Origin of the sequence: Faecalicatena sp. Marseille-Q4148 (genome assembly GCA_018228665.1) — a bacterium.
GTDB lineage: Bacteria > Bacillota > Clostridia > Lachnospirales > Lachnospiraceae > UBA9414.
On record CP073692.1, the window covers coordinates 1,659,544 to 1,673,802 of the forward strand.

Annotated in this window: 12 protein-coding genes and 1 pseudogene; 5 read left to right on the forward strand and 8 right to left on the reverse strand. The window is 38.0% G+C overall.

The features are described 5' to 3' along the window. Nucleotides 1-2: 2 nt before the first annotated feature. The 5 genes from KFE17_07785 to KFE17_07805 form a co-directional block, all read right to left on the reverse strand. A complete protein-coding gene (locus tag KFE17_07785) occupies nt 3-980 on the reverse strand; it encodes an ATP-binding cassette domain-containing protein (GenBank protein ID QUO30822.1) in 978 nt (325 codons plus the stop codon). After that, complete coding sequence (locus tag KFE17_07790) at nt 970-2,001, reverse strand: ABC transporter ATP-binding protein (GenBank protein ID QUO30823.1); 1,032 nt, start codon at nt 1,999-2,001, stop codon at nt 970-972. Before KFE17_07790 ends, KFE17_07785 begins: the two co-directional genes overlap by 11 nt. A gap of 13 nt (nt 2,002-2,014) precedes the next feature. Next, on the reverse strand, nt 2,015-3,352 hold the full coding sequence (locus KFE17_07795; protein QUO30824.1) for an ABC transporter permease: 1,338 nt from the start codon (nt 3,350-3,352) through the stop codon (nt 2,015-2,017). A gap of 16 nt (nt 3,353-3,368) precedes the next feature. After that, complete coding sequence (locus KFE17_07800; protein QUO30825.1) at nt 3,369-4,286, reverse strand: ABC transporter permease; 918 nt, start codon at nt 4,284-4,286, stop codon at nt 3,369-3,371. Nucleotides 4,287-4,355: 69 nt separating this feature from the next. Further along, nucleotides 4,356-6,095: a peptide ABC transporter substrate-binding protein gene (locus KFE17_07805; protein QUO30826.1), complete on the reverse strand. Its 1,740-nt coding sequence runs from the start codon at nt 6,093-6,095 to the stop codon at nt 4,356-4,358. 231 nt (nt 6,096-6,326) lie between these two features. On the opposite strand from KFE17_07805, the gene KFE17_07810 reads away from it, so the two are divergent. Genes KFE17_07810 through KFE17_07830 form a run of 5 tightly spaced genes read left to right on the forward strand, consistent with a single transcriptional unit; the run spans nt 6,327 to nt 11,577 of the window. Beyond that, complete coding sequence (locus KFE17_07810) at nt 6,327-7,169, forward strand: M55 family metallopeptidase (protein QUO33662.1); 843 nt, start codon at nt 6,327-6,329, stop codon at nt 7,167-7,169. 40 nt (nt 7,170-7,209) lie between these two features. Then, entirely contained in the window at nt 7,210-8,373 is a 1,164-nt protein-coding gene (locus KFE17_07815) for a pyridoxal phosphate-dependent aminotransferase (GenBank protein ID QUO30827.1), read from the forward strand. Between the two features lie 35 nt (nt 8,374-8,408). After that, a complete protein-coding gene (locus KFE17_07820) occupies nt 8,409-9,002 on the forward strand; it encodes a helix-turn-helix domain-containing protein (GenBank protein ID QUO30828.1) in 594 nt (197 codons plus the stop codon). Between the two features lie 13 nt (nt 9,003-9,015). Next, a complete protein-coding gene (locus KFE17_07825) occupies nt 9,016-10,014 on the forward strand; it encodes a membrane dipeptidase (GenBank protein QUO30829.1) in 999 nt (332 codons plus the stop codon). 24 nt (nt 10,015-10,038) lie between these two features. Then, nucleotides 10,039-11,577 (forward strand): beta-lactamase family protein, encoded by a 1,539-nt coding sequence (locus tag KFE17_07830; GenBank protein ID QUO30830.1) that lies wholly within the window; start codon nt 10,039-10,041, stop codon nt 11,575-11,577. Nucleotides 11,578-11,754: 177 nt separating this feature from the next. Here KFE17_07830 and KFE17_07835 read toward each other — a convergent pair whose 3' ends face one another. The 3 genes and pseudogenes from KFE17_07835 to KFE17_07845 form a co-directional block, all read right to left on the reverse strand. After that, nucleotides 11,755-12,636 (reverse strand): YitT family protein, encoded by an 882-nt coding sequence (locus KFE17_07835; GenBank protein ID QUO30831.1) that lies wholly within the window; start codon nt 12,634-12,636, stop codon nt 11,755-11,757. A gap of 318 nt (nt 12,637-12,954) precedes the next feature. Continuing rightward, nucleotides 12,955-13,596 (reverse strand): annotated as a pseudogene (locus tag KFE17_07840) (GTP pyrophosphokinase family protein). Nucleotides 13,597-13,702: 106 nt separating this feature from the next. Beyond that, nucleotides 13,703-14,248: a cob(I)yrinic acid a,c-diamide adenosyltransferase gene (locus KFE17_07845; GenBank protein QUO30832.1), complete on the reverse strand. Its 546-nt coding sequence runs from the start codon at nt 14,246-14,248 to the stop codon at nt 13,703-13,705. Nucleotides 14,249-14,259 lie beyond the last annotated feature (11 nt).

Sequence of the window (14,259 nt, forward strand, 5' to 3'; positions counted from 1 at the left end):
CATTATTCAACTAAATGACATGCTACATAATGTTCATTTCCTACATTTTTAAATATTGGTCTTTCTTCTTTACAACGCTGTGTAGCATAAGGGCATCTTGATGCAAATTTACAGCCAATCGGCGTATCTATCGGACTTGGAACATCTCCTTGAAGCATTTCTGGTTTCTTCTTTTTACTGATAGCCGGATCAAGTTCAGGAACTGCTGACATAAGGGCTTTTGTATACGGATGAAGCGTATGCTCATATAGTTCTTCTGTCTCTGCAAATTCCACAAGAGATCCTAAGTACATAACCCCTACTTTCTTAGATATATGTCTTACCATAGAAAGGTCATGTGCAATAAATAAATATGTAAGTCCTAAACTTTCTTGGAGATCTTCCAGCATATTTACTACTTGCGCCTGAATACTAACATCCAACGCTGAAATAGGTTCATCACAAACAACAAAATCCGGATTTACCGCCAATGCTCTTGCAATTCCGACTCTCTGTCTTTGCCCTCCTGAAAACTCATGTGGATAACGACTTGCATGATCTTTTCCAAGACCGACTGTATTTAGCAGTTCGTAAATACGCTCCTGTCTTTCTTTTCCTTCAAACAGATGATAAATATCCAGTGGTTCACCAATAATATCAGATACTGTCATTCTAGGATTTAATGATGCATATGGATCTTGGAAAATCATCTGCATTCTTTTTCTATACGGCCATACCTCAGAGGCGCTCAATTGCGCAATATCCTTTCCGTCAAATATAATTTGTCCGGATGTTGGCTTATAGAGACGCATAATTGAATATCCTGTGGTTGATTTACCACATCCGGATTCCCCTACAAGTCCGATTGTTTCCCCTTTTTGTACTTTGAAGGAAACGCCGTCTACCGCTTTTACATATTCTACTTTCTTACCTAAAAGCCCTTTTTTATTTTCAAAATACATTTTTAGGTCTTTTACTTCCAGAAGCGTATTATTTGCCATTACGGATTCCTCCCTTCTGACTTTCATAATCTTCATTCTTTGGTGCATCCGGATGACACATGAAACAGCTTACACGATGTGTATCGCTAATATATTCTTCTGGAACCGGCATAGATGCACAAACTTTCATAGCATATTTGCACCGAGGATAAAATGGACATCCTGTTGGCGGATGAAGCATATCCGGCGGTGTTCCAAGAATCGGAACGAGTCTTTGCTTAGATTCCTCACCGGTTACCTTTGGAACAGAGTTCAAGAGCCCCATTGTATATGGGTGATGCGGTTCGTAAAAAATTTCTTCTGTTGTTCCTTCTTCCATGATTTTCCCACCGTACATAACAATGATTCTATCACAAATACTAGAAGCACATCCCAAGTTATGTGTAATTAAAATAGTAGCTGTGCCGAGTCTTTCATTCAATTCCTTCATCAAAGCTAACACCTGTGCCTGAATAGTAACATCTAAGGCCGTTGTCGGTTCATCTGCAATCAATAATTCCGGCTCACACGAAAGTGCCATAGCAATCATAGCTCTCTGTCTCATACCACCTGAAAATTCATGAGGATAGGAATGAAATCTCTTTTCCGGTGAAGGAATCCCAACTAAACGCAGCATTTCAAGAGCACGCTTCTTGGCATCTTCTTTGCTGATTTTATGATGTGTTAAAATAGCTTCTGTAATCTGATCACCAATTTTAAATAAAGGATTTAAAGATGTCATTGGATCTTGAAAGATCATTGCGATATGATCCCCCTGAATCTTACGCATCTCACTTTTTTTCTTTTTCAAAAGATCTTCTCCATTAAAAAGAATTTCACCTCCGGTAACTTTGCCCGGATATGCTAAAAGTCCCATGATAGAAAGTGATGTTACACTTTTTCCACTTCCGGATTCACCGACAATACCAATGATTTCACCCTTATTCAAATCAAAACTAACATCGCGAATTGCCTTTACCTCTCCCAAATGCGTAAAGAAAGAGGTATGTAAATTTTTAACATCTAATAATTTTTCACTCATCTGGATTTCCTCCTTACTTACGCTGTTTTGGATCAAATGCATCTCTCAGACCATCACTGAATAAGTTAAATGTCAAAATAGTTACTGAAATCGCAATCGCCGGGAATACCATCTGATATGGATAAACATAAATTCCGGCTAACGCATCATTACAAAGTGTTCCCCAGGAAGCCATTGGCGCTGAAATTCCCAAACCTACAAAACTCAAGAATGCTTCATTAAAAATAGCACTTGGAATCTGCATTGCGATATTTACCATAATTGGTCCCATCATATTTGGAATCAAATGTTTAATAATAATTCGTTTTGTATCGGCTCCTGTCACAATGGCTGCTTTAACAAACTCCTGTTGTTTCAAAGTTAAAACCTGCCCTCTGACAATACGAGCCATTTTTACCCAGAATGTCAATCCTAATGCCAGGATAATAGATGTAATACCAGGACCAACTACAACCATAATTAAAATAACATAAAGCGTCATTGGAATAGAGTCTAATACATCGATCACGCGCATCATAATATTATCAACTGCTCCGCCAAAATAACCGGCAATTGCACCATAAAAAACTCCTACAACAAAGTTGATGAATGCTGCAAAGAATCCAACAAGAAGTGAAATACGTGCTCCATATACGATACGAATAAATAAATCACGCCCAAGACCATCTGTTCCAAGTAAATATGTTTTATTTCTAAGTTTCTCCTGGTTTGTAAGTTCCTCTCCATCACAGGAAACTACTGTACGCTGAATTTTATTTTCCAGAATATTTTTCGCTTCTTCTACAGTAACTTCTGTTGTGTCAGTTCCTGCAAAATATTCTTCTAAATATGTAATTCCTTTGATATCGATTTTATCTAAACCTTTTTTTGCTGCTTTCTTTTCTATTTTTTTGAATTCTTTACTTGCTTCTGAATAGGTACTGTAATCGACACAAATTTCACTTCCTTCAACATCGAAATAGTTTTTCTTTGCTGCCATGTCCTTATTCTTTGTTTCTGCAAGTCCCTCAAGATTTCCTTTTTCATCCACTACAATAACCGTATATTGCGGTGTTACATATATATTTTTTCCATTTTCTAAAGGATATACTTTCATCACAACCGGAATATTGGCTAATTCCAAGTCCTGCGTTTTATAATCATATTTCCAGAACATTGGAATAAAAATAGCTCCAATTGTAAGAACTATAATTACAACTAAAGATAAAATCGCTATTTTGTTAGATTTTAATCTTCTCCATCCATCTTGCAAAAATGTGAGACTTGGACGCTCCATCTTTTCTGCATTTTTTTCATCCTGTTCTAATGGAGCCCATAATTCCGGAGAAATATTGCTGTTTTTTTCACTCATACTTTAATCACCTATTTTACTGATATTTAATACGTGGATCAATTAATACATACAGAATATCGACTACCAAAATACATATTACAAGTATAATTGAGAAAAATACTGTAATTCCCATAATTAATGTGTAGTCTCTGTTAAGAATACTATTAGTAAATAAGTTTCCGATTCCCGGAATACCAAATACTTTCTCAACAACAAAGGATCCTGTAATCAACGCTGCAAACATCGGTCCTATATAAGTTACCACCGGAAGAAGTGCATTTCTTAATGCATGTTTTCCAAGCACCTTCCACTCCGGAAGTCCTTTGGCTCTCGCTGTTCGAATATAATCCTGATTCAGAACATCTAGTGTTGATGTTCTAGTAAGACGAACAATATAGGCCAGCGAGAAAAGGGCGCTGACTATAACCGGTCCAATATATCCTTTCCAGCTATTTACTCCATAAGATGGCACCAAATTTAATATTTTACTGAATAAAAACAGAAATCCTGTCGCAAATACAAAACTCGGGATGGTAGCTCCCAATGTCGATAGTATCATCAATATCCTGTCTATAAACTTATTCTGTCGCAAAGCTGCAATAATTCCAAAAAACACTCCAAATATCAAAATGACTCCAGACGCCCAAATACCTATTGTTAACGAATACGGAAATCCTGCTGAAATAATATCATTCGTTGTAAGTCCTTTTTTCATAAATGAAATACCAAAATCACCATGCAGATAATTCCATAAATATGTTCCGTACTGTTCAATTGGTGGTCTGTCAAGTCCGTATTTTGCTTTCATATTTGCAATAATCACCGGATCATTCATCTTCTCACTGGCAAATGGATCACCAGGAATCGCATTCATCAAAATAAATGTCAGCGTCATAATGAACCAAATTGTAATAATTGCAGAAATTACTCTTTTTATCACATATCTCAGCATATTACTTCTCCTCTAATAATAGGGAGACCGAAAAGTAAAGCACTTTCCGGTCTTCCTAAAAATAAAAAACTACTCAACGATTTCTGCGTGGCTGAACATAAATGAATTGCCTAATGTACGTTCAACATTTTCTACGTTATCTTCGTTTACAAGAGCTACGAAAGATGGATAATAAAGCGCAGTTACAGGTACATCTTCCATAAGAGCTTTCTCTGCTTCCACCCATGCATTATCTCTTTCCTCACCCAATGATGCCGTTGCTTTATCAAATGCTTCGTCAAATGCTTTATTTCCTGGATTTAATGTTGTATCATGAGAAGCACCTCTGTACTCTTTCCATCTCCACTGGCATGTATTATTTCCGTTCTGAGAATGGAACAGTTTAATCAGTCCACTAGCATCATACGGATTATTTGTCCATCCACCAGGAGCCATCTGGTAATCACCTTTGCTCTTTGTAGATTGGAATACACTGGACTCTTCTGCACGAAGTTTTACTTTAATATTTAAATTTGTTTCCAACATCTGCTGAATCGCTTCACAGAGTCTCTTATTCTTTTCACTGTTAGAATATGCAAGTTCTACTTCCGGGAAGCCTTCTCCATTTGGATAACCAGCTTCTGCAAGTTCTTTCTGAGCTGCTTCCACATTAGCCTGACGTGGGTTAATACCATATTCCTCTGCCGGATAACCATCTTCTTCCATTACACGGAAAGAAGAACCATCTGTCTTCTGACAAGTTGGAGCAATAAATCCGCTTGCCGGTACAGAACCGTCTTTTAATACCTGTTCTGTAATCTGTTTTCTATCAATAGCCATTGCAACTGCTTTTCTTACATGAAGGTTATCGAATGGCGCTTTATCAACATTAAAGTTCAAGAACTGTGCACCAGTATCTGCACCAACGATTACATATGGATCCTCTGCTACAATCTGAGGAATCTGTTCTGCCGGAAGATGATCCATAACATCTACTTCTCCCGCCTGATATGCCTGATATGCAGTATTATCATCAGCAATAATAACTGCTTTGATACCTGGAAGTTTTACTTCATCTGCGGCATAGTAATGTGGATTTTTCTTAAATAACATATGTGAACCAACCTGATATTCTTCTAAGAAGAAAGGTCCATTGCTTACAGCAGTTTCTGGTTTTTTCTCCCAACCTTCACCTGCTTTTTCGACTACTTCTTGCTTAACCGGAAGATAAACATCATTAGCAACTAACTGCGGGAAGAATGGCGTTGCATTTTTAAGAACAACTTCAAATGTATAATCATCAATAGCTGTTGCTTTAATATCTTCATATTTTCCTGTTCCATCAAAGTATTCCTGTCCACCTACAACATAGTCCGTGATAGCCTGAAGTGCTTCTGAAGCGAAATTCGGATCACACATTCTTCTCCATGAATATTCGAAATCTTTTGCTGTAACACCACTTCCGTCAGACCACTTTGCATCTTTTCTCAAATGAAATGTATATGTCTTTCCGTCTTCTGATACATCCCATTTTTCTGCAATACCCGGTCTAAATCCATCAGCTGTAGATACTGTAAGTCCTTCAAATAACTGTTTTACAATTCCATCCGAAACAGATTCTGAGTTATTTGTTGGATCCCACTGTTTCGGCTCAGAAGATAGTCTCCAAATCAAATATCTTTCTTCGCTTTCTTCCGGTTCTTCTTTCTGAACCTCTTCTTGCTTAGCAGGTTCATTTTGTGGTTCATTTGTTTTCTTACCACCGCACCCCGCAAGACTACCAGCAATCAATGTTGCCGCCAAAAACAATGCTAATGTTTTCTTTTTCATACACTTTCCTCCTTCTCATTCATTCTTTTGGTTTCTTTTCCGAAAAAGAAATTCACCTGTGTTTTTTACTCACAGTATAATTGTTACTCGTAGTATAATTTATTTTGTACATTATGTCAATATCTTGACATATTTTTTTTATTGTTTTATAATATTTTTACAACTATTGTTTTGTTTTATCTATAAGTAACTCAACACAATTGCAAGGAGGATTATTCTATGAAGAAAGCCCTGAAAATCTATATTTCTATCGACATGGAAGGAATGGCAGGTATTACCTCTCCTTCTCAGGAACGCGAAGAAGTTCCTTCTTTTCGACGTGCTCTGCATAATCAGGTGCGTTGGATTATCGAGGGAATTCAGGCTTCTTCCAGAAATGATGAAGTAGAAGAAATTACTATTTCCGATTCTCACGGAAATGGAACAAATCTTTCTTATGATGAACTTTGCCAAATGGACGAACGTATCAGCTTAGTTAGTGGTTCTCCAAGAAGACAGTTTATGATGTCATGTCTGGATGAAACTTATGATGTTGTTTTTCTCGCAGGTTACCATGCAGGTCCTGGGGAAGGTTTTGCTAATATGGATCACAGTTTCTATGGAAAAGTTGTCTCCAGTCTTAAAATCAACGGAATATATATGAACGAAAGCACAACAAACGCAGCATTAGCTGCTTCCTACAAAGTTCCTGTTGGTCTTGTCATCGGAGATTCCGGTCTTTACAAACAACTTATTGAAAAAGAAATGATGCCATGGGTTAAATTTGTCACTACAAAAGAAGCTTTATCCCGCTATGCGGCAAAATTTCCGCCACAAAAAGTCCTGAGAGAAGAAACCATTTCAGCAGTAAAAGAAGTTCTTGCTTCTGATTTAAAATCTATTCCTTTATATGAAGTAACAACTCCTATCACTCTTGGATTTGAATTTAAATCAACCGGAATGACAGACACCGTTGCACAGATACCGCACATGAAACGTTTAAGCGGTACGGAAGTGGAAATCACTTGCAGCGATATGCACGAATTAGAATGCGGTATTTCCGCTATTACCGGTCTCGCCGGAACATCGAACTAATTTTAATTTTTATCATAATACTATTAGGAGGATAACAAAAATGGGAAAATATAATTTTGATGAAGTAATCGATAGGCATGGTACAGCATGTAATAAATGGGAATATAATATTCCTGAAGGCGTTTTACCAATGTGGGTTGCAGACATGGATTTCGCGGCAGCTCCTGAGATTCGCGAAGCAATGCAGAAACGTTTAGATCACCCGGTTTATGGATATACACATCACAGTAAAGAATTAAAAGATGCTATCGTATCCTGGGTAAGCAGACGCTATCACTGGGATATCCAGAGTGAATGGTTAGGTTTTAGCCCTGGTGTTGTTCCTGCCCTCGTTATGAGTCTTTTATCTCTTACAACACCTGGCGATCGTGTAGTAATTATGACCCCTGTTTACCATCCATTCTATTCTTCTATTGAAGAAAATGGACGTGTCATCATTAATCATCAGTTAGACTGTGACGAAAACGGACGCTATTCTATCAACTTCGACCGTTTAGAAGCGCAGATTGATAATCGCTGCAAAGCAATTATGATGTGCAACCCTCACAATCCTGCCGGTCGCGTATGGACAAAAGAAGAGCTTCTGAAAGTTTCAGAAATCGCTGAACGTCATGAACTTTATATCATCTCAGATGAAATTCATGCAGATTTTGTGTACGGCGGAAAACACCACACACCTATGGCCTCTGTGTCCGAATATGCAATGAACCATACAATTACTGCTTTTGCACCAAGCAAAACTTTTAATGTTGCCGGTTTATGCCAATCTTATGTTGTCATTCCTAATAAGAAATTATTCAACGCTTATAATGCAACTTACAATGCATTTGATTTGGGCGATAACATTTTCGGAATGACCGCTCTTACTGCTGCATATACAAAAGGCGAAGAATGGCTTGAAGAAATGCTTCAGTATCTTGAAGCCAACAGGGATTTTACAGTGAAATATATCGAAGAAAATATTCCGGAAATCAACATCTGGTCACCGGAAGGAACTTATTTATTGTGGCTCGATTGTGCAAAACTAAATTTGGAAAATGATGACTTAAATCAGTTTTTCTTAGAAAAAGCAAAGGTAAAAATGAATCCTGGTTATCGTTTTGGTGCTCAGTGCAGTACATATATGAGATTAAACATTGGTTGTCCACGCGCGCAGTTGCAGGAAGCACTTGCCCGTATTGAAAAAGCAATTAAAAACCGCTAATTTTAATTCTCGAATCTCGAAAGGGGAGTGGGAATATGTATGGAAACCGAATTCGAGAAATGCGGAAAAAAAGAGGTCTAACGCTTAAGGAAGTAGCTGAGGCAACTGGATATACGATAGGACATATCTCACAAATTGAACGTGATTTAAAATCGCCTTCGTTAACAGCGCTTAGAAAAATTGCTGCCTGCCTGAACTGCTCGGAAGTATGGCTTATCATGGGGGATACCGAAGCCAACTTCCAATCATCTAATAATGAGAATTCTTCAAAAGGAACTTACTTAGTTCGAAAAGAAAATAGAATACCAATGCGAATACCGGAAATCGATGTTTCCTATTCTATCTTTACACCGTCTGCACTTCCAAATGAACAGGAAGCACAAATGACCGGATTAATTGTAAAGCTAAAACCTGATACCTGGGTTACTGAGCGTATGATTTCACATGGTAATTATGATGAGAGTATCCTGCTCCTAAAAGGGGAACTGGAACTTCGTATGGATGACAGCACTTATACTATTCATGAAGGGGATAGTTTTTATATCCCTAAAAACAGTTTGCATAACTACTTAAATACGTCAGATGAAGAAGCGATCATGATCGTTTACTTCTCTCAATTAATTTATTAAGGAACCTACAATTATGAAATATATTATAGATGGACATTTTGATTTGCTAAGTGATGTAGCTGTACGCCGAAAAAACGGAGAACATAATGTCATTGAAAGATTATATTATCCTTCTTTCAAGAAAGGGAATGTCACTGGAGTTGTTGCTTCTCTTTTTGTGGATAGTCAGTATCTCCCTTATGGCGGTCTTTCCATAGCAATGGAACAGATTGCTGCTCTTCATTGTGAAATTAATGAAAGCCCAGATCTTCTCATGCTCTGTACAAGTGCAGAAGATTTTAGAAAAGCTGCTTCCACTAATAAAGTTGGAATCCTTCTCTCTTTTGAAGGCTCAGAACCGATTTCTTCCTGCCTGATGCTGCACACATTTTATGCCGCAGGTGTAAGAGGTCTCGGACTCACATGGAGCAGACGAAATATGGCAGCTGACGGTTGTGATTTCACAGGCACTCTAAAAAAAGGCGGATTGACCAGTTTCGGAATAGATCTTGTAAAGGAAGCAGAAGCTTTAAATATGATCATTGATCTCAGCCATTTAAGCGATGAAGGCGTAGATGATATATTATCAATTACATCATGCCCTGTAATTGCATCTCATTCAAATGCACGTGCAATTGCTCATAATAATAGAAATCTGAAAGATTCTCACTTAAAAGAAATTGCCAAACGCGGCGGAGTTGTCGGCTTAAATGGGTGCAGCATCATCAATGCTGATCCTGGCAGTACCCCTGACCGAAAACAGATGATTTCACACTTAGATCATATGTTTAGCGTCATGGGGGAACAGCATGTAGGACTCGGCTTTGATTTCTGCGACATTTTCCTTAAAAGCAGTTCTGCCGGAGATCTTTCAAAAATGCCTGAATATCCATTTGATATTCTTTCCGGCGGACACAAAGATATTCCTGGCTTTCTGCAGGATTTAAAAAATCATAATTATTCCGACGAGCGTATTTCTTTGCTCGCAGGCAAAAACTGGCTTCAGGCATTTGAAAAAATACTAAAAAATTAATTCACGGGAAGGAGTACTTTTACAATGAATTCAGATATGACAAAACAATTAGATCAACTTTTTTGCATGTGGAATCGTGGTTTATGTCCTGGTGCTCAGGTACTAATTCGTCAACATGGCGAAACACTTTATGAAAAATGCTTCGGATACGGAAATATCGAAAATGAACTAAAAATACATACAAATAGTATTTTTCACGTTGCATCTATTTCAAAAGAATTTACTGTTATGGCTATTCTTCTTCTCTGGAAAGATAGTAAACTTGATTTAGACGATGATATTAGAAAATACCTTGATGAATATATTAATATTGAAACACCGATTACAGTACGTCAGATGATGAACAATGTCAGTGGATTGCGTGACCAGTGGGAACTCCTATTTTTACGTGGCATTACAATCAATGATCAGATTACAATGAACGATATCAATACTACTGTACGTCTTCAGAAAAACCTGAACTTTGATCCGCAGTCACAATATTTGTACAGCAACACAGGGTTTCATTTGCTTGCTTTAATTGTTGAAAAGTTATCCGGCATGAGCTTTCCGCAATTTGTAAAAGAACGCATTTTCATTCCTCTCGGAATGACACATTCTTTCGTTCGTGAAAGCTTTACACAGATTGTTCCAAATCTTGTATATTCTTATCAAGACGATGGAGATGGTAACTTCTACTATAACCCATTAAATTATGCACTATATGGACCTACATCCGTTAATACATGTGCTTCCGATCTTTGTAAAGTATTAGATGAATATATTCACCCGAATATAATCGCCCCGGAAATCATCGAATTGATGAAAAAACCAGCAATCCTAAACAATGGCAATCCTGCTGAATACTGTGGCGGATTGATGACACATAAGCTTCACGGAATGGATGTATTTGGACATGGAGGTGCAGATGCTGCATATCGTGGACAAATTATCTGTATTCCGCAAGAAGAATTGGAAATTATCCTTATCAGCAATACGACCACTTATCCCATGGCTAAGTTGGCTGACAAAGCTGCCTGCATTGTTCTCGGACTGCCTGATTGTACGGAACCTCTTATTCCTGAGCATTCCACAATTCCTGCTTATGGCGGCTTATTCCTGACCTCTTTACCTGATGATCCTGTTTTTGTTGATATTTCTGTACAAGACGATAAATTTTTTATGAAAAGAGAATGGTGTTACACAGAACTGGTCAAAGAAGAAGATGGCGGCTATCGAGTAGGAACGTTAGATGAAAAAATCTATTTTACAGAAGACGGAATTTTATACAGACTTCCAAGCCGTGTAATGAAGCTATTTTCTGCTACTCCGGCAAATCCATCCCTTTTCCAAGAAGGAAGTTACTATAACGCTGAAACCGACTCGCATATAACACTGGTAAAAACAAATACTACTTGTGAGATTCATATGCTTCGTTATGGAAAAGCAATTCTTTATACCACTTTATCTGGCGAAATTGCATATAAAGTGGATGCTAATTTAGTTATGTATGTAAAACCAGAAAATAATACACTTACAATGGATGGATCACGAGTAAAACATATTCAATATCAGAAGCAGTAAAAGAGTTAGAAACGAACTCTTGCTCAAATGATTATTTTAATCATGGCGTCAGACTATCTAATAACTTTATTTTTAGTCTGGCGCCACACTCTTATATTAATTTTCATAACTTTTCTAACTATAAAAATCTCCCCAACCATATATCTACAGTTGGAGAGATCATATACTATCAAAGCACTATGATAGTCTCTTTTCAAAGTTTCCGACTGCCTTCGCCCCTTCTGTAAAGATCATGAATGCATTCGGATCAATATCATGTACAATTCTTGTGATTTCATTCTGTTCATATTTTGAAATCATCACAACAAATACTTTCGATTCTTCTTTTGTATAAGAACCTTTTCCTTCCCACTCTGTTACGCCTCTTCGCATTTCCTGCATAACAGCCTGCTCCACTCCATCTTTCTTTGTGAAGATCATAACACTCAAGCTGATATTCTGAACATGCACCCGGTCACAAGTCATTGCCATAACTGTTGCATAGATAAGGGAGTAAACTGTAATTTCAATGTCAAATACCATAAGACAGATTCCATAAACAAAAATGTTCATAATAATGCTGACTTTTCCTACACTGAAAGACGGGTATTTCTTTGCACATACCATTCCAAGTGTATCCTGTCCGCCGCCTGAACTTCCGCCCCGCAGAATCAGTCCGGTACCGACTCCGGCAACAAGACCTCCGATAATACATGCTGTCAGATAATCTTCGATAATCGGTGTATTCGGAATCGGGATAAATGTCATAAACAATGTTTCAATTGTTGTTGTGTAGATAGACAGATAAAAAAAGCTTCTGCCAAGCACCTTCCATGCCATATAAAACAACGGTACGTTCAACAGCCAGAAAATAATACCATCCAGGTTGATTCCTCCAAGCGCTGCAATTTTCAGATAATCTACCAGAAAGGTTCTGATCAACTGCGCGATACCAAGAAATGTACCATTGTACAGATGCAGCGGTAAAATAATAATATTAACACCGGCTGCAAAAAGAAGGCTTCCAAGCGTTGCCCATGCGACACGAATGGCCATTTTTTTGTTTTTTAGTTTCTCCATTCCTAACTTCCTCCTAATGTACTCATAGACTACATTCTAGCACCTTTGTATATTGTTGACAACTCATTTTTCAAGAATCTAATACTGTTTTTGAGAGATTTTACCGGCAGCATCAACCTGCTTCATTTTTCTTTTATGATATGCAAAAACAGACCAGTGCTTTCTACACCAGTCTGTCTACGATTCTGCAATCTTTCTTCTATAACAGTATTCTGCATCTTATTCTGACACAATCGCTATGCTTCATTATTCCAGAGAAACTTCTTTCCTGAGCAGCATACGCTCTTCTGCCTCTTCCGGATCATCCGGTTCATCAAAATCCTTCTGTTGGTCCAGACATTCCTGAATCGCTTCATTCAGAGAAAGCATCCTCTCATCCAACGTAGAAACCATCTCCGCACATTCCTTTAAATCTCTGCTGATATATTCCGGTGCATTTCCTTCAAACTTATAATAAATCTTATGTTCCAGACTTGCCCAGAAATCCATTGCAATGGTACGAATCTGTATCTCTACCTTCGTATCTACTACACTATCTGATAAATAGATCGGAACCGCAACAAGCATATGATAACTCTTATAGCCGCTCTCTTTTGGATTCTTAATATAGTCCTTTACCGACAACACTTTCAAATCACTCTGGTTTCCGATCATCTCTGCCAGGCGGTATATGTCTGATGTAAAGGAGCAGATCAAACGCACTCCTGCAATATCGTTCACATAACGAACCATATTCTCAATGGATGTCTCGTGTCCGTTTCTCTTCAGCTTCTTAACAATACTTTCTGCCGTCTTAATTCTCGTCTTAATATGTTCAATCGGATTGTATCGGTGTACATGCTGAAATTCGTCGTTAAGAATCTCAAGCTTCGTTCCAACTTCTTTTAAAGCTGCATTATAGAGGAAGATCACTGTTTTCCAACTATCTACATCGTCATAGTTTTTAAGTGCTGCTTCCATTGGTATCTCCTCCCAAAATGTATTCTCTGATTAGTATTTTCATTATAGCACATCCGGCAGATACTGTCATATACTTCACACTTTTTTAAGAAATCTTTAAATTACCTTAACGCTCAATTCCGTCTCTTGCCGTTTGTCCACGGTCAAACGGATGTTTGATCTTCTTCAGTTCTGTTACATAATCTGCCAATGCAACCATCTGCTCTGTCGGCGCATTTCCGGTTAGCACAAGTTCTGTCTCTTCCGGCTTTTCGCTCATAAAAGAAAGCAGTTTTTCTTCTCCCAGAATTCCTGCCCGAACTGCATAAATCGCTTCATCCAGAAATACCAGGTCGTAATGTACTTCCTTTATCATCTTTTCAATCTCGCAAAGTTTTTCTTCATTTTCTTTCAGACAAATTAGTTTTTCCTCTTCTGTCATCTGAAAACTGAATTTTACCTGTTCCGGTCCGGAAACACATGTTACTTGCTCAAGCTGTTCCAGAATCTTTCGCTCACTGGACATATTATTTTTCATAAACTGATACACCAGCACTCGATATCCATAACCTGCCGCGCGCACCGCCTGCCCTACTGCTGCTGTTGTCTTCCCTTTTCCGTCTCCGCAATAAATATGAATCAATCCCGGCTTGTCTGTAATTTTTTTCTTCATTCCTGTCCTCG

Coding starts and splice junctions, on each gene's coding strand:
- KFE17_07785 (QUO30822.1), bottom strand. CDS start 980: ATGGCAAATAATACGCTTCTGGAAGTAAAAGACCTAAAAATGTATTTT.
- KFE17_07790 (QUO30823.1), bottom strand. CDS start 2,001: ATGAGTGAAAAATTATTAGATGTTAAAAATTTACATACCTCTTTCTTT.
- KFE17_07795 (QUO30824.1), bottom strand. CDS start 3,352: ATGAGTGAAAAAAACAGCAATATTTCTCCGGAATTATGGGCTCCATTA.
- KFE17_07800 (QUO30825.1), bottom strand. CDS start 4,286: ATGCTGAGATATGTGATAAAAAGAGTAATTTCTGCAATTATTACAATT.
- KFE17_07805 (QUO30826.1), bottom strand. CDS start 6,095: ATGAAAAAGAAAACATTAGCATTGTTTTTGGCGGCAACATTGATTGCT.
- KFE17_07815 (QUO30827.1), top strand. CDS start 7,210: ATGGGAAAATATAATTTTGATGAAGTAATCGATAGGCATGGTACAGCA.
- KFE17_07820 (QUO30828.1), top strand. CDS start 8,409: ATGTATGGAAACCGAATTCGAGAAATGCGGAAAAAAAGAGGTCTAACG.
- KFE17_07825 (QUO30829.1), top strand. CDS start 9,016: ATGAAATATATTATAGATGGACATTTTGATTTGCTAAGTGATGTAGCT.
- KFE17_07830 (QUO30830.1), top strand. CDS start 10,039: ATGAATTCAGATATGACAAAACAATTAGATCAACTTTTTTGCATGTGG.
- KFE17_07835 (QUO30831.1), bottom strand. CDS start 12,636: ATGGAGAAACTAAAAAACAAAAAAATGGCCATTCGTGTCGCATGGGCA.
- KFE17_07845 (QUO30832.1), bottom strand. CDS start 14,248: ATGAAGAAAAAAATTACAGACAAGCCGGGATTGATTCATATTTATTGC.